The organism is Paenibacillus apii (assembly GCF_011043685.1).
GTDB lineage: Bacteria > Bacillota > Bacilli > Paenibacillales > Paenibacillaceae > Paenibacillus_AQ > Paenibacillus_AQ sabinae.
In genome coordinates this window covers 40,776-65,172 of record NZ_JAAKGU010000016.1, presented here as the reverse complement: position 1 = coordinate 65,172, position 24,397 = coordinate 40,776, and the positions used below count along the sequence as shown (strand labels likewise).

The window sequence follows — 24,397 nt, the reverse complement described above, 5'->3', positions numbered from 1 at the left end:
AAAGGTAGAGCCGATAGCTCAATCAAACAAACTGACGAGAATTTCTTCTCATTCAATACTCACTCGTTGTTCAGTTTTCAAAGATCAAAGTCTCTTTCAGTTCGTCGCCGCGTCTCTTGCAGCGACCTTTATAATATACCATACTACTTATCTACTTGGCAAGCTTTTTTTCGAAAAAGTTTTTCCGATGTTATCTTGCCCGTGCTTCCCTCATATAACAAAAAGGAGCGCGAGATATAATTTATCACAGCGTCTCCCTTTTAGTCAACCTTTATATTTATGAATCGCGCATTTTATTCCTAGTGCTTGAATTGAGAAGAACGGCCGCCCCAAGCGTATTTGGAAAGCTCCTTTTGCGGCGCAAACCGGGCGTACATGCGAAAGACAGTTTTGTATCTATTGGCAATGGCATGCCTGATATTCTGATCCAATCGTTGGTCGCTTAAGTCGAGCAGCATTTCATCCAGTTCTTTGCGCAATACATAGTCCAGCTCTTTGCATTCTTTTTCGTTGAACAACATACCCAACATAGGCTTGGCCTCCTTCATTCTTCTGTCCCGGGGATTCGGCTCAAATGCCGCTTACACTAGATTAACCGAAGTGCCCGAATTATAACCATAATTATATATTTTTTCCTTTAGAAGTTGATATTTCATGCCTATTAGTTTATTACCCACAATTGCCGGTTTTGATCAGTTGTGTTTACTGTTATGCGCATTTACCCGGAATTTTATGATAACAGGGCAAAAGTAACGGTGCTCTCGATAACGGCTGCAATAAGAAGCAGAATGACGATCCAAATCGACGCCGTAAGCGTCTGGCGCATAAAGGATGACCAGTCTCCTCCCGCGCGGTTCCTTCCAATGATGCTCGATGCCGTCTTGGCCCCAAACTGAAGACCGAAAGCACAGGCTATGAGGATGGCTGGAATCTCAATAATCCCGTGCGGAAGCAATCCCAGAACAATAAGCTCGAACACATCCCGGCCTTGAAGAACGAATGAATGGACCAAATACCCGATAACACCGCCGTTAATCAATAGAAAAACCACCGGAGCGATTCCGAACAAAGCCCCCAGAAAGATAATAAGCACACCTTTAATACTGTTATTCATGAATATAAATGCAAAAAAGCTCAGCTGCGGGTTCGATGAATTGCGTAAATTTTCGCTGATGCTGCCCAGTCCCTTTAGCTGCTGCATCAAAAAGCGCTCCATTTCTCCCGTCCCAAGCCACCCGGCGATAATGCCGACGATGAACAGCAGACAGGAAAGCGCCAGCGCCTTGCGTATTTTAAGAATATCTCTGCCAAATGTAAAAATGGAGAACATGTCTAACCTCCTAAGTGTTTGCGTTTTATACGAAGTCATAACCGGACGGTACGAGCATACATTTAGAACAAACAAGCTTTCGTATGGGAGAGGAGCCTAGAGCTTATGAATTCCTTTTATGTATTCAGCGGCAAAAAAATAAAGCGTTTCTTCTATATTGTCGCCGCTGCTCTGCTTGCCGCCGGAGTCGTTTATGTTGAGCGCGGCAATATCACCGTTTTTTCCGAATCCCCCCCATCCGCCATTTATAGTGTGCCAACGGAGAAGAAACTGATCGCCCTGACCTTTGACATCAGCTGGGGGGAAAAGCGCCCCGGTCCGATCCTCAAAGTACTTGAGGACAAAAAGGTCGACAAAGCGACGTTCTTCCTGTCTTCTCCCTGGAGCAAAACGCATCAGGACATTGTAGCGAATATCAAGAACGCGGGATATGAAATCGGCAGCCACGGCCACAAGCATGTCAATTACAGTACGCTAAGCAGCGAGGAGATTCGCACTCAAATTACAACGGCGGGTACGATTCTGACCGAATTGACCGGCAAAGAGCCCAAATTGATTCGCATGCCCAACGGCGATTTTGACAAGAGGGTCTTGCAGGTGGCCAATGACCTCGGTTATAAAGTCATCCAATGGGACACCGATTCTCTGGATTGGAAAAATATCGGCGTTGAAAATATTGTGAAACGCGTGACGACTAAAGCCCATCCCGGCGACATTGTGCTGCTTCACGCCAGCGATTCCTGCAAACAGACCCACGAGGCGCTCCCTCAAATTATCGATGAGCTTCGCAGACAAGGCTATGAGTTCGTGACCGTCTCGGAGCTGATCAGCCAAGGCAGTGCCGAAGGCAAGGAAGTGCGCGATTCGGCGTGGCTTAACGATCAATTGGAGGATGCCGCAGGCCTGTAAACATGTTTTTGGTTAAAAATCCAAGATGGTTCAATGCCGGGGGGAGATCAGCTCTGAAATATCGGGAGTCGGCGAATTCAGCTTCGGATAGGCGAGATCCAACTGTTCCAATGTTTTAACTACGATGTTTAATGCCAAATAGTTTCGGAACCAGCGGTGATTGGCCGGAATCCAGTACCACGGCGCATAGCCGGTAGCCGTCTCTTTAAAAATATCTTCGTACGCTTCCTGATAATCGTCCCAATATTTCCGTTCTTCCAGATCACTCACGTCAAATTTCCAGTGTTTGGTTGGATCCTGAAGCCGTTCCTGTATTTTTTCAAGCTGCTTTTCCTTGGAGATGTGGAGAAACAGCTTAATGATAATGGTGTTCTCTTCAGAGAGCATCTCTTCAAAATGCCGGATGTGGCGAAAACGCCGTTTGGTCTCCGCCTTATCCTGGCCTTCATGAACACGGGGCACAAGCACTTCTTCGTAATGCGAGCGGTTGAACGCGGATATATAACCTTTTGCCGGGGTCTGTTTATGGACTCGCCATAAAAAATCATGGGCCGACTCATCCAGGGTCGGCTTTTTAAAGCTGGTTACCGTAAATCCCTGCGGATTGATTCCCGAAAACACATGCTTTACTGTTCCATCCTTCCCGCTCGAGTCCATTCCCTGGAGGACAATCAGCAGCGCATGCTTTTTTTGCGCAAAGAAAATATCCTGAAGCTCGGCAAGACGATCCTTGAGGGCTATTATTTTGCTGGCGGCATCTGCTTTGCTTTTTAAGCCGCCTGTATCGTTGGGGTCTAGCTTGTGCAGTATTTTGCCGTCTGTGTCCTTTATCATATAACGATCAATGTTCATATATACCCCTCCCGAATTTTGTCGTGCCTTTCTTTTTGATTAACCCTGCCTTCCATAAATTAATCTCCATTTACGTAAAATAACCCCGCTTCCGGATTTATCGGAAAACAGGGTTCGTGTTGTTATCTCTTGAAGTTATCTGGCACTGGACGCAGTATCCGATGAAGTCTCAGAATCTGGAATGCATTACAGGCGACCAATGGAACCACGATAAATAATGTCGCATTATCCACTCCGATCCGCAGCACGCCGATCAGTTCCACAATGGTAATGCCGGTCATGAAGAAAAAAGTCGGAATCCAGGCCGAAGCGTTGGTGTCCCGCACTTTGAAATGGGCTACCGCAAGAGCCGCTATCAAAATGGAAAGACCAAGAAGCAAATCGGCGGTAAGACTGCGCTCTCCCCCTACGAATGAACGTATGAGGAATAAATCAAACAGGGCGAGCAGCGCGAGGACGAGCTGTATGTACTGCCATATTTTTCGCGGAAACACGCCGAAGCCCATGTAGTTCAAGATTAGATAGGCAAAGAAGCCAAGCTGAGAGTAGACGCTTACAAGCATGCCGTAACCGAATAAAATCAGCGCGTACAGCATGAAGTCCGTGATGCCTTTGAAAGGAACGGCGCCGCTGATTCCCTGAAGCGCCAGCCCTGCTGCAACCGCTCCCAAGGAACCGATCAGCAGCGTTGTCCAGAACAGATGAAACCATGTTTTGATATTCAGGACGCTCACCCCCGTGACAGATTTATTTTACCAAGGTTGCCGCCAAAAAACCATTCCGCCTAAACATAATTGTCTTTTCCCAACGGCATACTACATACCAATATCCCCATCAAAGGAGGACGGCGTAAATGAAACGGGCGATAATACGCAACAGCGGAATCGCGCTTGGACTAATACTGGTCTTGACGGCCTGCGGAAGCGAGCAGAGCGGTTCTTCCTCTCAGCAATTCAGCTATAAGGAAATGAAGACCATGGTCGTCGATATATTAAAAAGCGAAGAAGGCAAAAAGGCTGTGGAAGAAGCTATTTCTTCTCCCAGCTCCGGTGGAGGGGGCGGCGGAGGCGGCACAATGAGCATGAAGATGATGCCAATGCAGACGAATGAGCAAATCAAGATGGCGGTAAAGGATACGATCACGGCTCCCGAGTACAAAAAGGAAATTGAAAAGATTATGAAGGACCCGCAGTTTGCCGGAGATTTTGCCAAAGCGATCAGCTCACAGAACAAGCAGCTTCATCTTCATCTTATCAAAGACCCGACCTATCAGAAGTCAGTAGCCGAAATTATGAAATCTCCCGAAATGATGAAAATGTTCCTTGATCTGACCAAAACGCCGGATTACCGCAAGCAGACAGCGACCGTAATGCAGGAGACGATGCAAAACCCTCTGTTCCGTATGGAAGTGCTCTCTTTGCTCAAAACGGTTGTTCAGGAAGAGCTGCAGCCCAAGTCCGAAAAAAAACAGGACAGTAAGGGCAGTGACGGGGAAGGCGAGGGACAACAAAGCGGCAAAGAGGGCGAATCGTGAGGATCGAACCTAACCGGTCTCGGATGCAATAAAGCCAGGGCTCTGCAAAGGAGACCTGGCTTTATTGTTGGATCTATTCACATTTGATAATGATGCGCTCCGCGATATCGTCGAACAACTGCGCCGTCTCTGTTCCCGCCTTATAAACCGAAGGGGAAAAATCCGGCTCGGAAATATGATTCTCCGGCGCTCCGAGGGGGATCTGCCCCAGCAGGTCCGTATGCAGCGTCTCCGCCAGCCTCGCCCCTCCGCCCCGGCCAAAGATATATTCTTTCTGACCGCACGCGGAGCATTGATAATAAGCCATATTTTCAACGACCCCAAGGATCTCGTGGTCGGTCTGAATCGCCATAGAGCCCGCTCTCGCCGCCACAAACGCCGCTGTAGCGTGGGGAGTAGTGACAATTACCTCTTTGCTCTGCGGCAGCATCTGGTGAACGTCAAGGGCCACATCGCCCGTTCCCGGGGGCAAGTCCAACAGCAAATAATCAAGTTCTCCCCAGCCGACATCGCTGAAGAACTGGCGCAGCATCTTGCCCAGCATTGGCCCTCGCCAGATGACCGGATTATTTTCCCGGATAAAAAAGCCCATCGATATCACTTTCACGCCAAATCGTTCTACGGGAATGATGGTTCCGTCTTCCACAACCGGACCTTCCTCGATTCCCATCATATCCGGTACGCTGAAGCCGTAAATGTCGGCATCGATCAATCCGACCTTTTTGCCTTTACGCGCAAGAGCAGCGGCCAGGTTCACCGTAACGGTGGATTTCCCTACTCCTCCCTTGCCGCTGGCTATAGCAATAAAGTGTACGCCCGAATCCTCGCTCAGCAGCGGAAGTCCCTCCAGGCCCGCCCCGTGGCCTTTCAGCTTTTCTTCCCCCTCGGGTGCACTCTTTCTTTTCAGCAGCGTGCGTTCGTGCTCAGTTGCGTCCCGCAAACGGATGTGAACATTCTCGGCCCCGCCTTCCCGCAGGCGATCCCTTACCTCCTGCTCGAGCTCCATTCTTTTGGCCTCATCGGTATCCAGGCATATGATCGATAAAGAGATATGATCTTCCTTCGTCAAAATATCGCGGATCAACTGCAGTTCAACCAGGCTTTTTCCGGTTTCCGGGTCGGTAATTGGCAGCAGCAGTTCTTGAATTTGTTCCCTGGACAGCATTGGAAAAACACCCCTGTTCTATAACCGGCAGCCTTTCGACCGGATGGATTTATTTTGTCCATTATAGCATTACCTTTTAGGGGATGAGTAGTCCTCCGTCCGTTCGCCCGCCTCATACCGCAGAATCCCTCTGTAAATGCTTGTTGCCACCTTCCGCTGATAAAGGTCGTCGCCGAGCAGAACCGATTCCTGCGGATGGGACAGAAAGCCCACTTCGACCAGAATTGAAGGCATTCTGAGCGCCTGCAGCATGTACACCGTATTTACCGTTTTGGCAGTGCGGTTCGTATTCGACAGCGTTGACCGAATCTCATGCTGAACCAGTCTGGCCAGCGCTTCATTGTCCGGATGGTTCGGATAGTAAAATACCTGAGCGCCGCTCCAACGGTTCGACGGAATGCTGTTCATATGAATGCTTATAAAAAGATCGGCTTTCTTATCCTCGATCGTCCGAACCCGTTGTTTGAGATCTTCCGTCTTACGCTTGCTATAGCCTTTCGTCTCTATACCGGCGAGGTCGTAATCGCCTTCCCGCGTCATAACGACGATGGCGCCAGCCTGCTGCAAATAATCGCGTAAATACAGCGAGACGGCCAGATTGATGTCTTTTTCAATCAGACCGCCGCGGCTGACCGCTCCCCCATCGGGACCGCCATGACCCGCGTCGATCGCAATAACCTTGCCCGAGAGCGGCAAGCTCCAGTAATTCCATGTTCTTGCCGTTGGCATATCGTATGCAATAATCCCCAACAGCAGAGCCAGGAGTACGGCGCCTCCTATCCCTTTTTTCATGCTGCTCCAGGAGATCCAGACCGAGACTTTACGCTTGTTGCGGCCGGACATAATAAAAGACCCCCTCGTCCCGATAGATTCTACTCATCTATATGGGACAAGAGGGTCAAATAGTACCCTTATTTCATTATGAAGTTGTAACTTCCTTCATGCCTTCAATCAGGATTTGGGCAACCTCCGGCCGGGAGAATTCCGGCGGCGGGCACACGCCTTCACGCAGCATCGCGCGCACTTTGGTGCCCGACAAGGCTACATGATCCTCTTTGGTATGAGGGCATGTCTTATTGGAAGCCATGTTGCCGCATTTCTTGCAGAAGAAGCTGTGCTCGAAGAACAGCGGCGTAATATCCAGCTCTTCGGCTGTGAAATTGGAGAAGATCTCCTGAGCTTCATATGTTCCGTAGTAATCACCAACACCGGCATGGTCACGGCCGACAATAAAGTGCGTGCAGCCGTAGTTTTTGCGGACCATCGCATGGAAAATCGCTTCACGCGGCCCGGCATAACGCATCGCTGCCGGGAACACACCGAGGAACGTCCGGTTCTGCGGGTAGTAATTTTCGAGCAGGGCCAGATAGCTCTTCATGCGAACGTTCGCAGGCACATCGTCCGACTTCGTCTCGCCGACGAGCGGGTTCAGGAACAAGCCGTCCACAATCTCCATCGCAGATTTTTGAATATATTCATGGGCGCGGTGAACCGGATTTCGGGTCTGAAAGCCAACAACCTTTTTCCAGCCTTTTTCCGCAAAAATTTCGCGCGTCTTGGCCGGGTCGAAATAAAACTCGCTGAATTTCTCCGGCTGCGGACGGTTCAAAACGGTAATCGGACCGCCAACATAAGTTGCGTTGCGGGCAAACAGCTTGCTTACGCCGGGATGCTCAGGATCGGTTGTTTTAAATACGTTCTGGGCTTCAACCTCCTGATCGACGCTGTAGATGCTCTCGACATCCAGAAGTCCGTAGATTTCGCCGTCCTCTTCACCGACCAGAGCCACTCTCTCGCCGATCTTCAAAGACGCAGCTTCCTCATCGCTGAGAGACAGCGTAATCGGAATGCTCCATACCGTTCCGCTGGCAAGACGCATATTCTTGACGACGGAATGATAGTCCTCTTCGTTCAGAAATCCGGTCAGGGGCGAAAAAGCGCCAACACCGATCAGGTCCAGATCAGAAATCGTCCATGTATTGATGGCGATTCGTTTAAATCCCGCCGCTTCCTGAAGCAGTTGTTCTCTCTCTTTGCCTTCAGCTATCCGGTTGATCAACTTTCCGCCATGCGGAAGGATTGCAGTCATCTATTTTCTTCCCTTCTCTGTTGTAAAGATTAGTATATCTTACTTATGAAGTCCGCATTCCGTCTTGTCCGAACCGGACCAGCGTCCAGCACGAGGATCTTCGCCAGGCATAACGGCGCGTGTGCAATGTTCGCAGCCGATGCTTGGGAAATGGCGGTCATGCAGCGGATTGTAGATGATGTCGTTCTCGCGGATATAGTTCCACACATCTTCCGAAGTCCAGTCCGCGATCGGATTGAACTTCACCAGGCCGAATTTGTAATCATATTCAACCTTCTTGGCATTGGCACGGGTTGGCGCCTGATCGCGGCGGATGCCGGTGATCCATGCATCGTACTGGGACAGAATACGCGTCAGCGGTTCTACCTTCCGGATGTTGCAGCATTGGTTCGGTTCGGATTTCCACAGTTCCTCGCCATATTGCTGGGCTTGTTCCTCAGGCGTGATTTTCGGGGACACCCGAACGAATTCCAAATTGTACTTGGCCGCGATTTTGTCTCTCGTTTCATATGTTTCTTGAAAGTGGAAGTCCGTATCCAGGTAGAAAATATCGCTAGACGGACTTACTTTTTGCAGCATGTCAACCAGTACAACGTCCTCGGCGCCAAAGCTGCAGGCAAACGTTATATTTGGAAAAGTTTCCACGGCCCAACGGATAATCTCCTCAGGCGTAGCATTCTCTAGCTCTTCTGCCTTCACTTTGATTAACTCTTCTTTTTCAAGCAAATTCATTGCGTATTCCTCCATCCCAAAATAAAACTTCAGTTCAAATTCCAACTAAGTTAATATGAAATAAGTATATAACTTTCCCAAGCGATGTCAATGATATTTCAGTATTAAAAGATTCCAAATATGACAAACTGCATTAATATAAAAGCCCCCGGCCATAAAGGCCAGAGGCTTGAATTCCTTGATACACAAGGGATATTAACGTTTCGAGAACTGAGGAGCGCGACGAGCGGCTTTGAGGCCGTATTTCTTACGTTCCTTCATCCGTGGGTCACGAGTCAGGAATCCGGCTTTCTTCAGGGAAGAACGGTATTCCGGATCTGCTTTCAGCAGAGCGCGGGAAATGCCGTGACGGATTGCGCCGGCTTGACCGGAGATTCCGCCGCCGTGAGCAATAACCAGAACATCGTAGTTGCCCAGAGTTTCAGTCAGGGTCAGAGGTTGTTTTACGATCAGTTTGAGTGTTTCCAGACCGAAATATTCGTTGATATCGCGTTTGTTAATGACAATGCGTCCTTCACCCGGTACGAGGCGAACACGTGCTACCGAATGTTTACGACGACCTGTCCCATAGTATTGTACTTGTGCCATGAAACTGTCCTCCCTTATTCTTATCCGCGAAGTTCGTAAACTTCAGGTTTTTGTGCTGCATGTGGATGCTCTGCGCCGGCATAAACTTTCAATCTCAGCTTCATCGCGTTGCCTTGACGGGTCTTCGGAATCATACCGTAAACGGCGGATTCGATTACACGCTCAGGTTTAGTGTTCAGCAAGGTTTCAGCTGTGGTTACTTTCAGACCGCCCGGATGCAGCGAGTGACGGTAGTATTTCTTGTTTTGCAGCTTCTTGCCAGTCAGGTAGATCTTCTCAGCGTTGATAACGATAACAAAGTCGCCAGTATCAACATGAGGTGTAAATTGCGGTTTGTGTTTGCCGCGGATCAGAGCAGCAACTTCACTTGCCAGACGGCCGAGTGTTTTGCCTTCGGCATCGATAATATGCCATTTGCGTTCTACTTCGTTCGGCTTCGCCATGTAGGTGGTACGCATGAATATTTCCTCCTCGTTCTCGTACGAAAATCTCGTATATCTGATTTCTCATCGAAAGTACATTTTAATTGTTGGGTAAAGCAATTTTGGGGTTATCTTGATCGGGGCTGTGGGATAGCCATCAAGAAAACACAACTTTTATTTTACAGGATAAACATAACGAGTGCAAGGGATTATTCGGCGGTTTAGTAACTTTTTTTCGCTAATAAATTAGCCGTCAATTCCCGGCATCCTCGTAACTGACATTCCAAAGAGCCAGGCCCTTGGCCACCGCCGTCGGTCCCGCAGCCGCCCGGTCACATGCTGCCAGAATATCCGCAATCTGCTCCGGTCTGCGCTTGCCCTCTCCCACTTGAATCAGCGTACCCATGATTATCCGGACCATATGCTGCAAAAAACCGCTGCCTGTAATATAAGTATGAATGACCCCCTGATCGGTCGAGTCCGGCCGGCACATGCTCCGGTCAATCTCCATATGCGCCTCGTAAATCGTACGGACATGAGAGGCCTTGGTCGATTTGCGCGAGGCGAAGGAAGTGAAGTCGTAAGTTCCGATCAGAGGCTTAAGTCCCTGCTCCATCGCCTTCACATCGAGCGCTACCGGATGATGAAACTGATAGCGCCGCTGAAAAGGGTCCGGGAACCGGTTGCCATTGATAGTATAGCGATAAGTCTTCCGCTTGGCTCCCCGGCGGGAGTGGAAGGTAAGCGGCACTTCATGCGCTTCTGTAACGACGATATCTTCCGGCAGACGGGCATTCAATGCCAGGCACCAGCGTTCCAGCGGTATAAGCGAGGTCGTTTCGAAATTAAAGGGCTGCCCATAGGCATGCACACCGGCGTCCGTACGGCCGGAAGCGATAATCTTCACTACTTCGCCGGTCAAGTGGGTAATAGCCCGTTCGAGCATATCCTGAACCGTATTGCCTCCGGGCTGGGTCTGAAAGCCATCATAGTTCGTACCGTCATAGGTGACTTTCATGAATAGATTGCGCATTCGGTACTCCTTCCTTCTCAAAAAAAAGAAGCCCCTTCGGGAGCTCCTTCCATTGAACAAGCGGATTTCCGCGGTTTACTGCACGACTGGCGGACACCTATGCAGATATCCGGTAGATCACGCCGTCGGTAGGAGCCGGGACATGACGCCGTCTCTCTCAGCTTGTAACAATGCTCAATAAAGAGCTTCCCAAAGCAGGGTCTTGTTAAAGCAAGCCGAAAGAAGAAGCGGGCCATATTCCACTGATACAATAACACGGATCATCCCCCATTCCATCCATCCCCGAAAGGAGAACGGGCACAGGGGGCAATCGGGAAATCAATGCTTGCTGCCTTTACTAGGCACGGTCTACCAGTTCAAGATAAACCATAGGTGCCGAGTCGCCGCGACGAGGTCCGAGCTTTAGGATACGAGTGTATCCGCCTGCACGTTCTGTGTAGCGCGGTGCGATTTCAGCGAACAGCTTTTGAATTGCGTCTTGCTCTCCGTCAGCAGTTTCGCGACGCACGAATGCAGCGACTTGACGGCGGGCATGCAGATCGCCCTTCTTAGCCTTCGTAATCAGTTTTTCGGCGATGGAACGAACTTCCTTCGCTTTCGCTTCCGTTGTTTGGATGCGCTCATATAAGAACAGGTCCGTTACCAAGTCGCGGAACAATGCTTTACGCGCACTGGAATCACGGCCCAACTTTTGGTATGCCATGTTTTTCCCTCCTCTACTTCGTCAATCTATCGCTTATTCTTCGGTACGCAGACCCAAACCGAGCTCTTCGAGCTTTTCCTGTACTTCTTCCAAAGATTTGCGGCCCAAGTTGCGGACTTTCATCATATCTTCTTCCGTTTTCGTGGTAAGCTCCTGCACCGTGTTGATGCCGGCACGTTTGAGACAGTTGTAGGAACGGACCGAAAGATCCAGCTCTTCGATTGTCATCTCAAGCACTTTTTCTTTTTTGTCTTCTTCTTTCTCAACCATAATTTCGGCATCCTTCGCTTCATCCGTAAGGCCTACGAACAAAACAAGATGCTCATTCAAAATTTTGGCTCCAAGGCTGACTGCCTCTTCCGGTCTGATGCTGCCATCCGTCCAGATTTCCAGTGTCAACTTGTCGTAGTTGGTCACTTGACCGACACGAGTGTTGTCGATGGTGTAGTTCACTCGGGAAATTGGAGTGTAAATGGAATCAACCGGAATCACGCCGATCGGCTGATCTTCGCGCTTGTTACGGTCCGCTTGGACATAGCCGCGACCACGGCCAGCAAATATACGCATGTGAAGTCTCGCGCCTGGTCCCAGTGTTGCAATATGAAGGTCCGGGTTGAGGATCTCAACATCGCTATCCGCACGAATGTCGCCTGCGGTTACGACGCCTTCCCCTTCAGCATCAATCTCGAACACTTTCTCTTCGTCTGAATGAATCTTCAGGGAAAGAGCTTTGAGGTTCAAAATGATTTCGGTCACGTCTTCCATTACGCCGGGAACGGTGGAGAACTCATGCAGAACGCCGTCAATTTGGACCGAGGTCACTGCGGCTCCCGGAAGGGAGGACAACAGGATCCGGCGAAGCGAGTTCCCCAGAGTCGTGCCATATCCACGTTCCAGCGGTTCTACTACGAATTTCCCATAGGTTCCTTCATCATTGGCTTCTACGGTCTCAATCTTCGGCTTTTCGATTTCTATCACGAGTGTACCCTCCTTCAACGTCGCTCCTATATGAAACTGTCACCCCATCAGGTGTATCATGTAGTATGCCTAAACAACCATTATTAGCAGATGGTGCCGGTTTTATACCACATTTACATCGCTGATTCACTATACGCGGCGACGTTTCGGCGGACGGCATCCATTGTGCGGAACCGGAGTGACGTCTTTAATGAGGTTAACTTCAAGACCAGCGGCTTGAAGGGAACGGATGGCTGCCTCGCGGCCCGCGCCCGGTCCTTTAACCATAACTTCAACACTCTTCATGCCATGCTCCATTGCTGCCTTGGCTGCAACTTCTGCCGCCATTTGAGCTGCGAACGGAGTCGACTTACGGGAGCCTCTAAATCCTTGGCCGCCGGAGCTTGCCCAGGAAATAGCGTTGCCGTGAGGATCCGTGATGGTAACGATCGTATTGTTGAACGTGGAACGGATATGTGCCACTCCGGATTCGATATTTTTACGGTCGCGACGTTTGGTACGTACGACTTTTTTAGGTTTAGCCATTGTCTCTTATCACCCCTTATTATTTCTTCTTGTTTGCTACCGTACGACGCGGGCCTTTCCGGGTACGGGCATTCGTTTTGGTACGTTGACCGCGAACAGGCAAGCCGCGACGATGACGAACACCGCGGTAGCAGCCAATCTCGGTAAGACGTTTAATATTTAAGGAAATTTCACGACGCAGGTCGCCTTCCACTTTGACCGATTTGTCGATCGTTTCACGCAGTTTGCTCACTTCATCTTCCGTCAAATCACGGACACGTGTGTTAACATCGATACCTGTTTCTTTCAAAATTTTCAAGGAAGTCGTTCTACCGATTCCGAAAATATAAGTCAAGGCGATCTCAACGCGTTTGTCACGTGGCAAATCCACACCAGCTATACGAGCCATTTTACGCTACACCCCCTTCTTAACCTTGTTTTTGTTTGTGTTTCGGATTTTCGCAAATTACCATTACAGTCCCTTTGCGGCGGATGACTTTGCATTTTTCGCAAATGGGCTTTACAGAAGGTCTTACCTTCATGCTTATTACCTCCTCAAAGTTTTACGCAGTAAAACTGGCTTTGAAGCTCCTGCTCAGTTTTACCTGTAGTAAAACTGGCTTAAAAAGCATACGCTACCGTTCCGCATAAAGCAAACTTTAATCGTAGTTCCCATCTATTTACGGTAAGTTATACGGCCTTTAGTTAAATCATAAGGCGATAACTGCACAACCACTTTGTCCCCGGTCAAAATACGGATAAAGTGCATCCGCAGCTTACCTGATACGTGGGCAAGAATTTGATGGCCGTTCTCGAGTTCAACCTTAAACGTTGCGTTCGGCAACGGTTCAATGACGGTGCCTTCCACCTCAATGACATCTTCTTTAGCCACAGTTATTCTCCTTTCTTCATCGCGCTTATTCCGGCGGAACGCATGTAATCCAACACTGCATATCGCAGCTTTCCGTTTGTAACCCGGCCGGTTTCTTTCAGACTGTTCACAACCTCGCTGCTAATGATCGGAGTGAACTCGAGATGAAGAATATTCTTCTTCTTCGGCCCGTCAAACTTTCGTTTGTCCCCATCCGCAATATACACAAACCTGCTGTCCAAAATAGCGATGACCACGGCAATCTCTCCGGCTTCCTTGCCTTTGAGTATTTTCACCAATTGACCGACCTGCGGGCTGCTCTCGGTATTCAACAAAGATCACCTACGCATTCAGTTTCGTGAAAATTTCCATGCCGTCCGGCGTAACCGCCACCGTATGCTCAAAGTGAGCACACAGAGAGCCGTCCACCGTCACGACCGTCCAGTTATCTTCCAGCGTTCGGACATAACGTTTGCCCGCGTTAACCATCGGCTCGATGGCAAGCACCATGCCTGCCTTCAGCCGCGGTCCGCGGTCTGCTATGCCATAGTTCGGAATTTGCGGTTCTTCATGCAGTTCTGCCCCAACACCATGACCTACATACTCGCGTACCACCGAGAATCCGGCTTCTTCGATATATTTTTGGATAGCGTGGGAGATTGTAAACAAGCGCACATCCGGCTTAATCAGCTCAAGGCCTGCGTACAGGGAGCCTTCCGTTACATCCAAGAGCCGCTGGGCTTCTTCGGATATTTGTCCCACCCCATAGGTCCAAGCCGAGTCGCCGTGGTATCCCTTGTACTGCGCCCCGATGTCAAGCGACACGATATCGCCCTCCACCAGTTTGCGTTTGCCGGGAAATCCATGCACCAACTGATCGTTGACTGAAGCGCAAATGCTGGCAGGAAAACCGTTGTAGCCTTTAAAAGACGGTACGGCACCTTGACTGCGAATGTATTGATCGGCGATTCTATCGAGCTCTCCGGTCGTAATTCCAGGCTCAATGGCCTGCGCCATGAGACGGTGAGTCTCGGCAACAATTCGTCCCGCTTCTCTCATAAAGGCAAGTTCCTGTTCGGACTTACAAATGATCATTACACTAACCTCGCAGTAAAGACACAATTTCGGCGGAAACGACGTCGATTTCGTTTTCCCCGTTCACCTGACGCAAAAGACCTTTACTCTCATAAAAGTGAAGCAGCGGCGCCGTCTTGTTGTCATACTCATCCAAGCGTTTGCCTACACTTTCTTCATTGTCATCCGGACGCTGATACAGCGCTCCGCCGTCAATGTCGCAGACGCCTTCTTGCTTCGGCGGGTTGAAGATCAAATGATACGAGGCTCCGCACACCGTGCAGATCCGCCGTCCGGTCAGACGGGCCATCAGCAGACCGCGGTCCACGTTCAAATTGATGACATGATCCAGAGAAGTGTTCATGCGGGCAAGAAGCTCATCCAGCGCTTCCGCTTGCGAAAGAGTTCTTGGAAAGCCGTCCAATAGAAAACCTTTTTCGCAATCGGACTGCTGCAGCCGCTCTTCCACAATTCCAATCGTTACATCATCCGGTACAAGCAAGCCCTGATCGATAAAGGATTTGGCTTTGAGACCAACAGGAGTCCCCTGCTTGATCGCGAGACGAAAAGCGTCTCCCGTCGAGATATGCGGGATACCCAGTTCCTTTACGATAACAGCAGCTTGTGTTCCCTTGCCTGCCCCAGGCGGGCCCATGAAAAGGATGTTCACGTTACGTCTCTCCCCAGTTAACAGAATCGCCACCAGGCAAGAAACAGCACAATAGGCGCCGGGAAGTCAAATGATGAGCCGCTTCACCGGAACCTATCGCCTATTTGTTAATGAAGCCTTTGTAATGGCGTTTAATCAATTGGCTCTCGATCTGCTTCATCGTATCCAGTGCGACGCCGATAACAATAAGCAGCGAGGTGCCGCCGATCTGTACCGACCGCGGCAAACCGGACAAAGAGCCGAAGAATACCGGAAGCACAGAGATGACGGCCAGGAACAGCGCGCCCGACATCGTCAGACGGGACATTACCCTGGTCAAATACTTCTCCGTCGCCTTACCCGGACGAATGCCGGGAATGTAACCGCCGTTCTTTTTCATATTGTCGGCCATCTGCTGCGGATTCATCTGGACAAACGTGTAAAAGAACGTGAATCCGATGATCATGATCACGTAAAGGACCATACCGAGCGGCTTATCATACCAGAGGTGAGTGCTAATCCACTGCGCCCAGGAATGCGTCGACCAAAAGTTGGCAATGACAATCGGGAATTGAAGCAGCGATACGGCAAAGATAACAGGGATTACGCCCGCCGCATTGATTTTAAGCGGAATGTGCGTATTTTGTCCACCGTACATTTTGTTGCCGACAACGCGTTTGGCATATTGTACGGGTATCTTCCGAATTCCTTGCTGTACGAAGATAACACCCGTAATAATCGCCACAATTACAATTGCAACGACCACGACTTTAAGAATATTCAGGAAAGTCTGCCCCGGCTGGATAAAGCTCGATTGTGCCGTTGCCGTAAAATATCCCGGAATGCCTGCGACGATTCCCGCAAAAATCAGGATCGAAATCCCGTTTCCGATACCCCGCTCGGTGATTTGCTCGCCAAGCCACATCAGAAATGAAGTGCCTGCCGTCAAAATGATGGCAACGAGCAGATAATCGGCAATCGTTGCATTCGGCATCATTTGCGTACCATACATTCGGTTGAAACCGATAGAGGTTGCAAAACCCTGAATCAGAGCCAGCACTACTGTACCGTACCGGGTAATTTGCGCCAGCTGCTTTTTACCGTGTTCACCCTGCTTTGCCCATTCGGCAAATTTCGGGACTACATCCATCGACAAAAGCTGTACGATAATGGATGCGGTAATGTATGGGTAAATACTGATCGCAAAGATGGAGAAGTTTTTAAGCGCTCCGCCCGAAAACGTGTTGAACAAGTTTAGCAAGGCATTGCCAGCCTCATTGCCCATCGATTCAAACACCGTTTTGTCCACGCCGGGAACCGGCACGAACGAACCGATGCGGTAAATGATAAACACGAACAGGGTAAACAGAATTTTTTTGCGCAAATCTTCAACATGCCATATATTCTTAAGCGTCTTAAACATTAGATCACCTCGGTTTTACCGCCGGCAGCCTCGATTTTCTCTACCGCAGATTGAGAGAACTTGTTTGCTTGAACCGTAAGTTTTACAGTGAGTTCACCGTTGCCGAGGATTTTGATGCCGCTCTTCGTGTTCTTCACTACGCCGGTTTCAACCAGCAGCGCAGGAGTAACTTCCGTTCCTTCAGCGAAGCTGTTCAGTTCCTCAAGGTTCACAATCGCATACTCTTTACGGGTAGGATTGACGAAACCACGCTTAGGCAGACGACGATAGAGTGGGTTTTGGCCACCCTCGAAGCCCGGACGTACACCACCGCCGGAACGAGAGTTTTGACCTTTATGACCACGGCCGGATGTTTTGCCGTTACCGCTGGAAGTACCGCGACCTACACGGTTGCGTTCTTTGCGGGATCCTGGAGCCGGAGCGAGTTCATGTAACTTCATCGTTTGCACCTCCTTATGTCTATTAATGGGGTAAAGGCGTCTTAGCCTTCAATTTCAGTTACGGATACGAGATGGCTCACTTTTTTGATCATTCCGCGAACCGCAGGACTATCGTTTTGAACCACAGACGAGTTGAGTTTACGCAGGCCGAGCGTCTTAACGGTCACACGTTGTGTTTCCGGACGTCCGATTAAGCTGCGAACGAGGGTAATTTGCAGTTTTGCCATTGACGTTCCCCTCCTTAACCGCGAAGCTCTTCGACAGATTTGCCGCGAAGTTTCGCGACCTCTTCAATGCGCTTCAGACGGGACAATCCCTCCAAAGTTGCATTGACCATATTCATGGAGTTCGAAGAACCCAAAGATTTTGTCAAAATATCGCCTACACCGGCCAGTTCCAGTACCGCGCGAACAGGTCCGCCCGCGATAACACCAGTACCTTGCGATGCCGGTTTCAGCAGAACGCGTCCAGCGCCGAAATGTCCGTTGACCAGGTGAGGAATCGTTGTTCCTACGAGTGGAACTTGGATCAGGTTTTTCTTAGCATCTTCGATGCCTTTGCGGATCGCATCCGGTACTTCGCCGGCTTTACCGATACCCGCACCAACCCAGCCTTTGCCGTCGCCGACAACAACCAGTGCGCTGAAGCTGAAACGGCGTCCGCCTTTTACAACTTTAGCAACGCGGTTAATGTGGACAACTCTTTCTGTCAGCTCTAAAGTGTTTGGATCTACACGCAAGTCGTTAACCTCCTTTTAAGAATGTTTCTAGAATTCAAGACCAGCTTCACGAGCTGCATCAGCGAGCGCTTGAATCCGTCCATGGTACAAGTAGCCTCCGCGGTCGAATACAACAGCGGTATGTCCTTTTGCTTTGGCGCGCTCAGCGACCAGTTGGCCGACTTTGCTTGCAGCTTCAACGCTGCCGCCGTTGCCGATGGAATCTTTCAGTTCTTTATCAAGCGTCGATGCGGATGCGATCGTTACGCCGCTCACATCGTCGATCAGTTGAGCGTAAATGTGCTTCGAAGAACGGAACACATTCAGGCGCGGACGTTCAGCAGTACCCTGGATTTTCTTACGTACACGCAGGTGTCTTTTCACACGAGCTTTGTTTTTGTCCTCTTTGGTAATCATGACTTCCTTTTCACTCCCTTCAGTTTGCCTTAAGGCAGCTTCACGTTAAGACGCGGCAAGCATCTTATGTTCAAGGCGAGCCGGCTTATTTCTTCTTACCGGCTTTACCTTCTTTACGGATAATACGTTCGCCCTCATATTTAATACCTTTGCCTTTGTATGGCTCAGGTTCGCGTACAGAACGAATTTTCGCGGCATAAGCGCCTACGCGTTCTTTGTCGATGCCTTTTACGATAATTTTCGTGTTGGCAGGAACTTCGAACTCGATGCCCGGTTCCGGAGTGATTTCAACCGGATGGGAGTAGCCGACGTTCAGAACGATTTTATCTCCGGATTTGTTTGCACGATATCCGACCCCAACCAGCTCCAGAGATTTGGAGAAACCTTCGGTCACGCCGCTTACCATGTTGTTGACAACGGAGCGGGTCGTGCCGTGAAGAGAACGATGCAATTTGTTGTCCGAAGGACGAACAACAAGAATTTCGTTATTTTCAACCGTAACCTTCATGTCTTTATGAAGTTCACGAGTCAAAGTACCTTTAGGACCTTTAACGGTAATGACAGTGTTGTTCACCGTCACGTCTACACCGCTAGGCACTGTAATTGGTTTGCGACCAATACGAGACATGTGTGTTGCACCTCCTTATCTTGTGACGTGATTACCAAACGTAAGCGAGTACTTCGCCGCCGGATTTAGCTTGACGAGCTTCTTTGTCGGTCATAACTCCCTTAGAAGTGGAGATAATCGCGATGCCCAGTCCGCCGAGTACGCGAGGAACTTCGTTGCTCTTCGTGTACACGCGCAGGCCCGGCTTACTGATTCTTTTCAGACCGGAAATAACACGTTCTTGGTTCGGGCCGTATTTCAGGAAAATACGGATAAGCCCTTGTTTGTTATCTTCAACAAACTCCGCATCGCGGATGAAGCCTTCACGCTTCAGGATGTCGGCGATTTGTTTTTTCAATGTCGATGCAGGAAGCTCTACTGTCTCGTGACGCACGATGTTGGCGTTACGGATACGAGTAAGCATATCTGCGATAGGATCAGACATAGTCATTTGGTGTTAACCTCCTTCCCGTATATAAACTTCTTACCAGCTTGCTTTTTTCACGCCAGGAATCTGGCCTTTATAAGCTAATTCACGGAAACAAATTCTGCAAATTTTGAACTTTTGCAGTACCGAATGTGGACGACCGCAACGTTCGCAACGTGTATATGCACGAACTTTGAATTTCGGCGCGCGTTGTTGTTTAACTTTCATCGAAGTTTTTGCCACTTTAGCCTGACACCTCCCAAACAGTTTCGGAGAATTGGACGACCGAACCTTACTTCGCGAAAGGCATTCCCAGTTGAGCCAGCAGCTCGCGGGATTCCTCATCCGTCTTTGCAGTTGTTACGATTACGATATCCATACCGCGGACTTTGTCCACCTTGTCGTATTCGATCTCAGGGAAAATCAGTTGTTCTTTCAGACCCAGTGTGTAGTTACCGCGGCCGTCGAAGGCTTTAGTCGATACACCATGGAAGTCACGAACGCGCGGAAGCGTTACGTTGAACAATTTGTCCAGGAAGTAGTACATGCGGTCACCGCGAAGAGTTACTTTAACGCCGATCGGCATGTTCTCACGCAGTTTGAAACCTGCGATAGACTTCTTGGCTTTGGTGATAACCGGTTTTTGGCCGGCGATCAGCTGCATATCATTCACAGCGGAATCAAGCACCTTCGAGTTTTGTACAGCGTCGCCTACGCCCATGTTGATAACAACCTTCTCGATTTTCGGCACTTGCATAACTGTTTGATAGTTAAACTTCTGAATCAGAGCCGGCGTAATCTCGTTCAGAAAACGTTCTTTCATTCTTGCTGCCATGAAGAGTTAACCTCCTTTCTTAAGCACTCTATTAGTCGATGATCTCTCCGGATCTTTTCGCTACACGAACCTTCTTGCCGTTGTCCAGCACTTTGTAACCGATACGGGTTACTTTGCCGCTCTTCGGATCGATGTGCATAACGTTGGAAACATGGATCGCAGCTTCCTGCTCAATGATGCCGCCTTGCGGATTCAACTGGTTAGGCTTCTGGTGCTTCTTCACCATGTTCACGCCTTCTACCAGTACGCGGTTTTTACGCGGATACGCAGCGATGACGCGGCCTTTCTTGCCTTTGTCTTTTCCGCTGATCACCATAACTACGTCGTCTTTCTTGACATGCAGTTTGTTGTTATGGGATTCCAGAACTTTTTTCACTCTAGGCATTTGTTACACCTCCTATGACTAGCCTTTGCAAGCATGATTATAAACGATCTCTATCGGGGCCCCCGAAAAGTACCGGAATCAGCTTCGGAGCTTCTCGTCACTTTTAGGGGAGTCTATTAGATAACTTCCGGTGCCAAGGAAACGATCTTCATGTAATCCTTGTCGCGAAGTTCGCGGGCTACTGGTCCGAAAATACGTGTTCCGCGTGGGCTTCTGTCGTCTTTTACAACTACTGCTGCGTTTTCGTCAAATGCGATGTAAGATCCGTCCTTACGGCGTACAGAGCGCTTCGTGCGCACAACCACCGCTTTTACTACATCACCTTTTTTGACAACGCCGCCTGGTGTTGCTTGTTTTACCGAGCAAACGATCAGATCGCCGATAGCAGCTGTCCGACGTCCAGTACCACCCAGTACGCGGATACACATCAGTTCCTTCGCACCGGAGTTGTCAGCTACATGCAAGCGTGTAAATGGTTGAATCATTATTATTTCCTCCTTTCGGAAAAATGGTCAGGTAACGCGTTAGATGATAACCGCTTTTTCCACCACTTCAACCAGTCTCCAGCGTTTGTCCTTGGAGAGCGGACGAGTTTCCATGATTTTCACAGTATCACCGATTTGGGCGGTATTGTTCTCATCATGCGCTTTGAATTTCTTGGTGTACTTGATGCGCTTGTGGTACAGATCATGCTTTTTGTAAGTTTCAACGGCAACCACGATCGTTTTGTCCATTTTGTCGCTGACAACTTTACCGATTTGCACTTTACGCGCGTTGCGTTCTTCGCTCATAATTAGCCTCCTTCCTGATACAGATCATCCTATCCGTTCACTTAGCGATCCCAAGTACTCTTTCATGGATAACGGTTTTAGCACGAGCTATTTCTCTACGCACATCACGAATCCGAGTCGGGTTGTCCAGTTGGCCTGTTGCCAGTTGAAAACGCAGATTAAAGAGCTCTTCTTTGAAGCCAGCAATCTTTTGTTCAATCTCGGCAGTGGTCAAGTTGCGAAGTTCATTAGCTTTCATTTGCTTCACCACCCAATTCTTCACGTTTCACAAACTTAGTCTTGATTGGCAGCTTGTGAGCGGCAAGACGCATCGCTTCACGAGCGATTTCTTCCGACACGCCTCCGAGTTCGAACATAATCTTGCCCGGTTTAACTACGGCTACCCATTTCTCAACGTTACCTTTACCGCTACCCATCCGAACCTCGAGAGGCTTTTGAGTAATCGGCTTGTCAGGGAAAATCTTGATCCAAACTTTACCGCCCCGTTTGATGTAACGAGTCATCGCGATACGAGCCGCTTCGATTTGACGGTTAGTGATCCAGGATGGCTCCAGAGCTTGCAGACCGAATTCGCCGAAGTTCAGCTCGGTGCCGCCTTTAGCCATACCTTTCATGTGACCGCGTTGTTGTTTGCGGTGTTTAACGCGTTTTGGTACCAACATGATTAGTTGCCTCCTTCCTGAGCAGCTTGTTTCTTAGCCGTAGGAAGAACCTCTCCACGATAGATCCATACTTTTACGCCGATGCGGCCATAAGTCGTATGAGCTTCAGCCGTTCCGTAGTCGATATCGGCACGAAGCGTATGAAGTGGAACTGTTCCTTCGCTATAGCCTTCCGTACGAGCGATCTCGGCGCCGCCAAGACGACCGCTGACAGAGGTTTTAATCCCTTTTGCTCCGGAACGCATTGTTCTTTGGATTGCTTGTTTCAGCGCACGGCGGAACGATACGCGACGCTCCAGCTGTTGTGCGATGCTCTCGGCAACGAGAATAGCGTCCAGCTCAGGGTGTTTGATTTCATTGATATTAATGTGTACTTTCTTGCCGCCTGCGATTTGAGTAACCGCGCTGCGAAGTACTTCAACTTCAGCGCCGCCCTTACCAATAACCATACCCGGTTTAGCGGTATGAATCGTAACGTTCACGCGGCTGGCCGCTCTTTCAATCTCAATGCGGGAAACAGCGGATTCTTTCAGTTTGCCTTTGAGGTATTCCCGAATTTTGACGTCTTCCAGAAGAAGAGTTCCGAAATCTTTTCCTGCATACCATTTGGATTCCCAGTCACGAATAATACCGATCCGCAGTCCGACTGGATTTACCTTTTGACCCACACGTTATCCCTCCTTATTTCTCAGATACCACCAAAGTAATGTGGCTGGTGCGTTTGTTGATCCGGCTTGCGCGACCCATCGCGCGCGGACGGAACCGTTTCATCGTTGGACCTTGGTTAACGAAAACCTCGCTAATGAACAACTTGTTTACGTCCAGCGAATAGTTATGCTCGGCATTGGCGATCGCCGAGTTCAGCAGCTTTTCAACCACCGGGGAAGCGGATTTCGGAGTGTGGCGAAGGATTGCGATTGCTTCTCCCACTTGCTTGCCGCGAATCAAGTCAACAACCAGTTTCGCTTTACGAGCGGAAATCCGTACCGATCTTGCATGCGCTTTTGCTTGCATTATTTTCCCTCCTCTCTAAGCAGAGAATCTGTAATTATCTTCTCGTTTTCTTATCGTCACCCGCGTGGCCTTTGTAAGTACGCGTCGGTGCGAACTCGCCCAACTTGTGACCTACCATATCTTCCGTTACGTATACAGGCACGTGTTTACGGCCGTCATACACGCCAAACGTATGTCCGATAAATTGAGGGAAAATGGTTGAGCGGCGGGACCAAGTCTTGATGACTACTTTTTTACCCGAAACGTTCAAGTCTTCAACTTTTTTCAGCAGGTAGCCGTCGATAAAAGGCCCCTTCTTCAAACTGCGACTCATGTATGAATCCTCCCTTCATCAAATGTTCAAGCCGCGATTCGACGCTTCGCGGGTTCAAGCTCACCTTGAAGCGTCTTATTTCGTGCGGCGACGAATGATATATTTATCAGAAGCTTTGTTTTTCTTACGCGTCTTGTAGCCAAGGGTCGGTTTGCCCCAAGGAGACAATGGCGATTTACGTCCGATCGGAGCACGTCCTTCACCACCACCGTGAGGGTGATCGTTCGGGTTCATTACAACACCGCGAACTTCTGGACGTTGACCCAGCCAGCGGCTGCGTCCGGCCTTACCGATCTTGATCAGTTCGTGGTCTTCGTTGCCAACGGAACCGATTGTAGCGCGGCATACGCTCAGAATTCTGCGAACTTCACCGGAAGAGAGACGCACGGAAACGTACTTGTCTTCTTTACCGAGCAACTGCGCTTCCGTACCGGCTGCGCGAACCAATTGGCCGCCCTTGCCAGGCTTCAGCTCGATGTTGTGGATAACTGTACCTACAGGAATGTTGGCCAGCGGAAGAGTGTTACCGATTTTGATGTCTGCTGCAGGACCGGATTCGATCTTATCCCCAACTTTCAGACCTTTAGGAGCGATGATGTAGCGTTTCTCTCCATCAGCGTAGTGAATCAGGGCAATATTGGATGTGCGGTTCGGGTCATACTCGATCGTAGCAACGCTGCCTGGTATGCCGTCTTTCGTCCGCTTGAAGTCGATGATACGGTATTTACGCTTGTGTCCGCCGCCATGGTGACGAACCGTAATTTTACCTTGGTTATTGCGGCCCGCTTTTTTGCTCAGCGGCGCCAGCAGCGATTTCTCCGGCTGATTTGTTGTGATTTCTTCAAACGTAGACACGGACATTCCGCGTCTTGCCGGGGAAGTCGGTTTGTACTTTTTGATTGGCACTTTGTTTCCCTCCTTGCTTTACAGGA

General features: G+C 49.5%; 41 protein-coding genes. 3 read left to right on the top strand and 38 right to left on the bottom strand.

The window, feature by feature from the left end; translation table 11 throughout:
• Window positions 1-240: hypothetical protein (locus G5B47_RS25415; RefSeq protein WP_206107516.1), on the top strand; the 240-nt coding region annotated here is incomplete at its 5' end.
• A 59-nt stretch (window positions 241-299) separates the two neighbouring features.
• Here the strand turns inward: G5B47_RS25415 and G5B47_RS23950 are convergent.
• Together G5B47_RS23950 and G5B47_RS23945 are read right to left on the bottom strand one after the other, a co-directional pair.
• Window positions 300-530 (bottom strand): hypothetical protein, encoded by a 231-nt coding sequence (locus tag G5B47_RS23950; protein WP_025336637.1) that lies wholly within the window; start codon window positions 528-530, stop codon window positions 300-302.
• 200 nt (window positions 531-730) lie between these two features.
• Window positions 731-1,330 carry a stage II sporulation protein M gene (locus G5B47_RS23945; protein ID WP_165103802.1) on the bottom strand — a complete coding sequence of 200 codons (600 nt, stop codon included), beginning with the start codon at window positions 1,328-1,330 and terminating at the stop codon, window positions 731-733.
• Window positions 1,331-1,435: 105 nt separating this feature from the next.
• Between G5B47_RS23945 and pdaB the strand changes: the two genes are divergently transcribed.
• Window positions 1,436-2,239: a polysaccharide deacetylase family sporulation protein PdaB gene (gene pdaB, locus G5B47_RS23940; protein ID WP_165103799.1), complete on the top strand. Its 804-nt coding sequence runs from the start codon at window positions 1,436-1,438 to the stop codon at window positions 2,237-2,239.
• 30 nt (window positions 2,240-2,269) lie between these two features.
• On the opposite strand, the gene G5B47_RS23935 is transcribed toward pdaB, so the two are convergent.
• Together G5B47_RS23935 and G5B47_RS23930 are read right to left on the bottom strand one after the other, a co-directional pair.
• Window positions 2,270-3,091: a PPK2 family polyphosphate kinase gene (locus G5B47_RS23935; protein WP_165103796.1), complete on the bottom strand. Its 822-nt coding sequence runs from the start codon at window positions 3,089-3,091 to the stop codon at window positions 2,270-2,272.
• 122 nt (window positions 3,092-3,213) lie between these two features.
• Window positions 3,214-3,825 (bottom strand): KinB-signaling pathway activation protein, encoded by a 612-nt coding sequence (locus tag G5B47_RS23930; protein WP_328804643.1) that lies wholly within the window; start codon window positions 3,823-3,825, stop codon window positions 3,214-3,216.
• Between the two features lie 119 nt (window positions 3,826-3,944).
• Between G5B47_RS23930 and gerD the strand changes: the two genes are divergently transcribed.
• On the top strand, window positions 3,945-4,625 hold the full coding sequence (gene gerD, locus G5B47_RS23925) for a spore germination lipoprotein GerD (protein ID WP_165103793.1): 681 nt from the start codon (window positions 3,945-3,947) through the stop codon (window positions 4,623-4,625).
• 73 nt (window positions 4,626-4,698) lie between these two features.
• Here the strand turns inward: gerD and G5B47_RS23920 are convergent, their stop codons facing one another.
• The 34 genes from G5B47_RS23920 to rplB form a co-directional block, all read right to left on the bottom strand.
• Complete coding sequence (locus G5B47_RS23920) at window positions 4,699-5,790, bottom strand: Mrp/NBP35 family ATP-binding protein (protein ID WP_165103790.1); 1,092 nt, start codon at window positions 5,788-5,790, stop codon at window positions 4,699-4,701.
• A gap of 69 nt (window positions 5,791-5,859) precedes the next feature.
• On the bottom strand, window positions 5,860-6,633 hold the full coding sequence (cwlD, locus tag G5B47_RS23915) for an N-acetylmuramoyl-L-alanine amidase CwlD (protein WP_165103787.1): 774 nt from the start codon (window positions 6,631-6,633) through the stop codon (window positions 5,860-5,862).
• Window positions 6,634-6,709: 76 nt separating this feature from the next.
• Window positions 6,710-7,879 (bottom strand): sulfate adenylyltransferase, encoded by a 1,170-nt coding sequence (sat, locus tag G5B47_RS23910; RefSeq protein WP_165103784.1) that lies wholly within the window; start codon window positions 7,877-7,879, stop codon window positions 6,710-6,712.
• A gap of 39 nt (window positions 7,880-7,918) precedes the next feature.
• Entirely contained in the window at window positions 7,919-8,611 is a 693-nt protein-coding gene (locus tag G5B47_RS23905; RefSeq protein WP_165103781.1) for a phosphoadenylyl-sulfate reductase, read from the bottom strand.
• 195 nt (window positions 8,612-8,806) lie between these two features.
• The gene (gene rpsI, locus G5B47_RS23900) at window positions 8,807-9,199 is read right to left on the bottom strand and encodes a 30S ribosomal protein S9 (RefSeq protein WP_025336647.1); all 393 of its coding nucleotides are present in this window, start codon (window positions 9,197-9,199) and stop codon (window positions 8,807-8,809) included.
• Between the two features lie 20 nt (window positions 9,200-9,219).
• Window positions 9,220-9,657, bottom strand: a complete 438-nt coding sequence (gene rplM, locus G5B47_RS23895) for a 50S ribosomal protein L13 (protein WP_165103779.1) — start codon at window positions 9,655-9,657, stop codon at window positions 9,220-9,222.
• A 217-nt stretch (window positions 9,658-9,874) separates the two neighbouring features.
• The gene (gene truA / locus G5B47_RS23890; protein WP_165103776.1) at window positions 9,875-10,654 is read right to left on the bottom strand and encodes a tRNA pseudouridine(38-40) synthase TruA; all 780 of its coding nucleotides are present in this window, start codon (window positions 10,652-10,654) and stop codon (window positions 9,875-9,877) included.
• A 337-nt stretch (window positions 10,655-10,991) separates the two neighbouring features.
• The gene (gene rplQ / locus G5B47_RS23885; RefSeq protein ID WP_025336650.1) at window positions 10,992-11,357 is read right to left on the bottom strand and encodes a 50S ribosomal protein L17; all 366 of its coding nucleotides are present in this window, start codon (window positions 11,355-11,357) and stop codon (window positions 10,992-10,994) included.
• A 33-nt stretch (window positions 11,358-11,390) separates the two neighbouring features.
• Window positions 11,391-12,335 carry a DNA-directed RNA polymerase subunit alpha gene (locus G5B47_RS23880; RefSeq protein WP_025336651.1) on the bottom strand — a complete coding sequence of 315 codons (945 nt, stop codon included), beginning with the start codon at window positions 12,333-12,335 and terminating at the stop codon, window positions 11,391-11,393.
• A gap of 129 nt (window positions 12,336-12,464) precedes the next feature.
• A complete protein-coding gene (gene rpsK, locus G5B47_RS23875; protein WP_025336652.1) occupies window positions 12,465-12,860 on the bottom strand; it encodes a 30S ribosomal protein S11 in 396 nt (131 codons plus the stop codon).
• A gap of 19 nt (window positions 12,861-12,879) precedes the next feature.
• Window positions 12,880-13,248, bottom strand: coding sequence for a 30S ribosomal protein S13 (gene rpsM, locus G5B47_RS23870; RefSeq protein ID WP_165103773.1), 369 nt, complete (start codon window positions 13,246-13,248; stop codon window positions 12,880-12,882).
• A gap of 19 nt (window positions 13,249-13,267) precedes the next feature.
• On the bottom strand, window positions 13,268-13,381 hold the full coding sequence (gene rpmJ, locus G5B47_RS23865; RefSeq protein WP_003322638.1) for a 50S ribosomal protein L36: 114 nt from the start codon (window positions 13,379-13,381) through the stop codon (window positions 13,268-13,270).
• Window positions 13,382-13,515: 134 nt separating this feature from the next.
• Entirely contained in the window at window positions 13,516-13,731 is a 216-nt protein-coding gene (gene infA, locus G5B47_RS23860) for a translation initiation factor IF-1 (protein WP_006212898.1), read from the bottom strand.
• A 2-nt stretch (window positions 13,732-13,733) separates the two neighbouring features.
• Complete coding sequence (locus G5B47_RS23855) at window positions 13,734-14,042, bottom strand: KOW domain-containing RNA-binding protein (RefSeq protein ID WP_165103770.1); 309 nt, start codon at window positions 14,040-14,042, stop codon at window positions 13,734-13,736.
• Between the two features lie 10 nt (window positions 14,043-14,052).
• A complete protein-coding gene (gene map / locus G5B47_RS23850) occupies window positions 14,053-14,805 on the bottom strand; it encodes a type I methionyl aminopeptidase (RefSeq protein ID WP_165103767.1) in 753 nt (250 codons plus the stop codon).
• A 4-nt stretch (window positions 14,806-14,809) separates the two neighbouring features.
• Window positions 14,810-15,454: an adenylate kinase gene (locus G5B47_RS23845; RefSeq protein WP_165103764.1), complete on the bottom strand. Its 645-nt coding sequence runs from the start codon at window positions 15,452-15,454 to the stop codon at window positions 14,810-14,812.
• Between the two features lie 100 nt (window positions 15,455-15,554).
• Window positions 15,555-16,856, bottom strand: a complete 1,302-nt coding sequence (gene secY / locus G5B47_RS23840; protein WP_165103761.1) for a preprotein translocase subunit SecY — start codon at window positions 16,854-16,856, stop codon at window positions 15,555-15,557.
• A complete protein-coding gene (gene rplO, locus G5B47_RS23835; RefSeq protein WP_165103758.1) occupies window positions 16,856-17,296 on the bottom strand; it encodes a 50S ribosomal protein L15 in 441 nt (146 codons plus the stop codon). The genes secY and rplO overlap by 1 nt, the downstream gene beginning before the upstream one ends.
• A gap of 41 nt (window positions 17,297-17,337) precedes the next feature.
• A complete protein-coding gene (rpmD, locus tag G5B47_RS23830) occupies window positions 17,338-17,523 on the bottom strand; it encodes a 50S ribosomal protein L30 (RefSeq protein WP_025336659.1) in 186 nt (61 codons plus the stop codon).
• Window positions 17,524-17,537: 14 nt separating this feature from the next.
• A complete protein-coding gene (gene rpsE / locus G5B47_RS23825; RefSeq protein ID WP_025336660.1) occupies window positions 17,538-18,035 on the bottom strand; it encodes a 30S ribosomal protein S5 in 498 nt (165 codons plus the stop codon).
• A 27-nt stretch (window positions 18,036-18,062) separates the two neighbouring features.
• Window positions 18,063-18,431, bottom strand: coding sequence for a 50S ribosomal protein L18 (gene rplR / locus G5B47_RS23820; protein WP_165103755.1), 369 nt, complete (start codon window positions 18,429-18,431; stop codon window positions 18,063-18,065).
• A gap of 85 nt (window positions 18,432-18,516) precedes the next feature.
• Window positions 18,517-19,059 (bottom strand): 50S ribosomal protein L6, encoded by a 543-nt coding sequence (rplF, locus tag G5B47_RS23815; RefSeq protein ID WP_025336662.1) that lies wholly within the window; start codon window positions 19,057-19,059, stop codon window positions 18,517-18,519.
• 31 nt (window positions 19,060-19,090) lie between these two features.
• Window positions 19,091-19,489 carry a 30S ribosomal protein S8 gene (gene rpsH, locus G5B47_RS23810; protein ID WP_025336663.1) on the bottom strand — a complete coding sequence of 133 codons (399 nt, stop codon included), beginning with the start codon at window positions 19,487-19,489 and terminating at the stop codon, window positions 19,091-19,093.
• Between the two features lie 33 nt (window positions 19,490-19,522).
• Window positions 19,523-19,708, bottom strand: coding sequence for a type Z 30S ribosomal protein S14 (locus G5B47_RS23805; protein ID WP_010348808.1), 186 nt, complete (start codon window positions 19,706-19,708; stop codon window positions 19,523-19,525).
• Window positions 19,709-19,757: 49 nt separating this feature from the next.
• A complete protein-coding gene (gene rplE / locus G5B47_RS23800; protein ID WP_025336664.1) occupies window positions 19,758-20,300 on the bottom strand; it encodes a 50S ribosomal protein L5 in 543 nt (180 codons plus the stop codon).
• A 31-nt stretch (window positions 20,301-20,331) separates the two neighbouring features.
• Complete coding sequence (gene rplX, locus G5B47_RS23795; protein ID WP_081754722.1) at window positions 20,332-20,685, bottom strand: 50S ribosomal protein L24; 354 nt, start codon at window positions 20,683-20,685, stop codon at window positions 20,332-20,334.
• Window positions 20,686-20,801: 116 nt separating this feature from the next.
• Entirely contained in the window at window positions 20,802-21,170 is a 369-nt protein-coding gene (rplN, locus tag G5B47_RS23790; RefSeq protein ID WP_019908234.1) for a 50S ribosomal protein L14, read from the bottom strand.
• 39 nt (window positions 21,171-21,209) lie between these two features.
• Entirely contained in the window at window positions 21,210-21,476 is a 267-nt protein-coding gene (rpsQ, locus tag G5B47_RS23785) for a 30S ribosomal protein S17 (protein ID WP_025336666.1), read from the bottom strand.
• A gap of 37 nt (window positions 21,477-21,513) precedes the next feature.
• Window positions 21,514-21,714, bottom strand: a complete 201-nt coding sequence (gene rpmC, locus G5B47_RS23780; RefSeq protein WP_025336667.1) for a 50S ribosomal protein L29 — start codon at window positions 21,712-21,714, stop codon at window positions 21,514-21,516.
• On the bottom strand, window positions 21,704-22,138 hold the full coding sequence (gene rplP, locus G5B47_RS23775) for a 50S ribosomal protein L16 (protein WP_025336668.1): 435 nt from the start codon (window positions 22,136-22,138) through the stop codon (window positions 21,704-21,706). Before rplP ends, rpmC begins: the two co-directional genes overlap by 11 nt.
• Window positions 22,139-22,140: 2 nt before the next feature.
• A complete protein-coding gene (gene rpsC / locus G5B47_RS23770) occupies window positions 22,141-22,806 on the bottom strand; it encodes a 30S ribosomal protein S3 (protein ID WP_025336669.1) in 666 nt (221 codons plus the stop codon).
• 13 nt (window positions 22,807-22,819) lie between these two features.
• Complete coding sequence (gene rplV / locus G5B47_RS23765; protein ID WP_025336670.1) at window positions 22,820-23,152, bottom strand: 50S ribosomal protein L22; 333 nt, start codon at window positions 23,150-23,152, stop codon at window positions 22,820-22,822.
• Window positions 23,153-23,186: 34 nt separating this feature from the next.
• On the bottom strand, window positions 23,187-23,465 hold the full coding sequence (rpsS, locus tag G5B47_RS23760; protein ID WP_025336671.1) for a 30S ribosomal protein S19: 279 nt from the start codon (window positions 23,463-23,465) through the stop codon (window positions 23,187-23,189).
• 75 nt (window positions 23,466-23,540) lie between these two features.
• Window positions 23,541-24,371, bottom strand: a complete 831-nt coding sequence (gene rplB / locus G5B47_RS23755; protein WP_042208395.1) for a 50S ribosomal protein L2 — start codon at window positions 24,369-24,371, stop codon at window positions 23,541-23,543.
• Window positions 24,372-24,397: the final 26 nt, after the last annotated feature.

Bases quoted from the DNA above. Each gene is read 5' to 3' on its own strand.
- G5B47_RS23950 (WP_025336637.1), bottom strand. From the start codon at position 530: ATGTTGGGTATGTTGTTCAACGAAAAAGAATGCAAAGAGCTGGACTAT.
- G5B47_RS23945 (WP_165103802.1), bottom strand. From the start codon at position 1,330: ATGTTCTCCATTTTTACATTTGGCAGAGATATTCTTAAAATACGCAAG.
- pdaB (WP_165103799.1), top strand. From the start codon at position 1,436: ATGAATTCCTTTTATGTATTCAGCGGCAAAAAAATAAAGCGTTTCTTC.
- G5B47_RS23935 (WP_165103796.1), bottom strand. From the start codon at position 3,091: ATGAACATTGATCGTTATATGATAAAGGACACAGACGGCAAAATACTG.
- gerD (WP_165103793.1), top strand. From the start codon at position 3,945: ATGAAACGGGCGATAATACGCAACAGCGGAATCGCGCTTGGACTAATA.
- G5B47_RS23920 (WP_165103790.1), bottom strand. From the start codon at position 5,790: ATGCTGTCCAGGGAACAAATTCAAGAACTGCTGCTGCCAATTACCGAC.
- cwlD (WP_165103787.1), bottom strand. From the start codon at position 6,633: ATGTCCGGCCGCAACAAGCGTAAAGTCTCGGTCTGGATCTCCTGGAGC.
- sat (WP_165103784.1), bottom strand. From the start codon at position 7,879: ATGACTGCAATCCTTCCGCATGGCGGAAAGTTGATCAACCGGATAGCT.
- G5B47_RS23905 (WP_165103781.1), bottom strand. From the start codon at position 8,611: ATGAATTTGCTTGAAAAAGAAGAGTTAATCAAAGTGAAGGCAGAAGAG.
- rpsI (WP_025336647.1), bottom strand. From the start codon at position 9,199: ATGGCACAAGTACAATACTATGGGACAGGTCGTCGTAAACATTCGGTA.
- rplM (WP_165103779.1), bottom strand. From the start codon at position 9,657: ATGCGTACCACCTACATGGCGAAGCCGAACGAAGTAGAACGCAAATGG.
- truA (WP_165103776.1), bottom strand. From the start codon at position 10,654: ATGCGCAATCTATTCATGAAAGTCACCTATGACGGTACGAACTATGAT.
- rplQ (WP_025336650.1), bottom strand. From the start codon at position 11,357: ATGGCATACCAAAAGTTGGGCCGTGATTCCAGTGCGCGTAAAGCATTG.
- rpsK (WP_025336652.1), bottom strand. From the start codon at position 12,860: ATGGCTAAACCTAAAAAAGTCGTACGTACCAAACGTCGCGACCGTAAA.
- rpsM (WP_165103773.1), bottom strand. From the start codon at position 13,248: ATGGCTCGTATAGCTGGTGTGGATTTGCCACGTGACAAACGCGTTGAG.
- rpmJ (WP_003322638.1), bottom strand. From the start codon at position 13,381: ATGAAGGTAAGACCTTCTGTAAAGCCCATTTGCGAAAAATGCAAAGTC.
- map (WP_165103767.1), bottom strand. From the start codon at position 14,805: ATGATCATTTGTAAGTCCGAACAGGAACTTGCCTTTATGAGAGAAGCG.
- secY (WP_165103761.1), bottom strand. From the start codon at position 16,856: ATGTTTAAGACGCTTAAGAATATATGGCATGTTGAAGATTTGCGCAAA.
- rplO (WP_165103758.1), bottom strand. From the start codon at position 17,296: ATGAAGTTACATGAACTCGCTCCGGCTCCAGGATCCCGCAAAGAACGC.
- rpmD (WP_025336659.1), bottom strand. From the start codon at position 17,523: ATGGCAAAACTGCAAATTACCCTCGTTCGCAGCTTAATCGGACGTCCG.
- rplR (WP_165103755.1), bottom strand. From the start codon at position 18,431: ATGATTACCAAAGAGGACAAAAACAAAGCTCGTGTGAAAAGACACCTG.
- rplF (WP_025336662.1), bottom strand. From the start codon at position 19,059: ATGTCTCGTATTGGTCGCAAACCAATTACAGTGCCTAGCGGTGTAGAC.
- rpsH (WP_025336663.1), bottom strand. From the start codon at position 19,489: ATGACTATGTCTGATCCTATCGCAGATATGCTTACTCGTATCCGTAAC.
- rplE (WP_025336664.1), bottom strand. From the start codon at position 20,300: ATGGCAGCAAGAATGAAAGAACGTTTTCTGAACGAGATTACGCCGGCT.
- rplX (WP_081754722.1), bottom strand. From the start codon at position 20,685: ATGCCTAGAGTGAAAAAAGTTCTGGAATCCCATAACAACAAACTGCAT.
- rplN (WP_019908234.1), bottom strand. From the start codon at position 21,170: ATGATTCAACCATTTACACGCTTGCATGTAGCTGACAACTCCGGTGCG.
- rpsQ (WP_025336666.1), bottom strand. From the start codon at position 21,476: ATGAGCGAAGAACGCAACGCGCGTAAAGTGCAAATCGGTAAAGTTGTC.
- rpmC (WP_025336667.1), bottom strand. From the start codon at position 21,714: ATGAAAGCTAATGAACTTCGCAACTTGACCACTGCCGAGATTGAACAA.
- rplP (WP_025336668.1), bottom strand. From the start codon at position 22,138: ATGTTGGTACCAAAACGCGTTAAACACCGCAAACAACAACGCGGTCAC.
- rplV (WP_025336670.1), bottom strand. From the start codon at position 23,152: ATGCAAGCAAAAGCGCATGCAAGATCGGTACGGATTTCCGCTCGTAAA.
- rpsS (WP_025336671.1), bottom strand. From the start codon at position 23,465: ATGAGTCGCAGTTTGAAGAAGGGGCCTTTTATCGACGGCTACCTGCTG.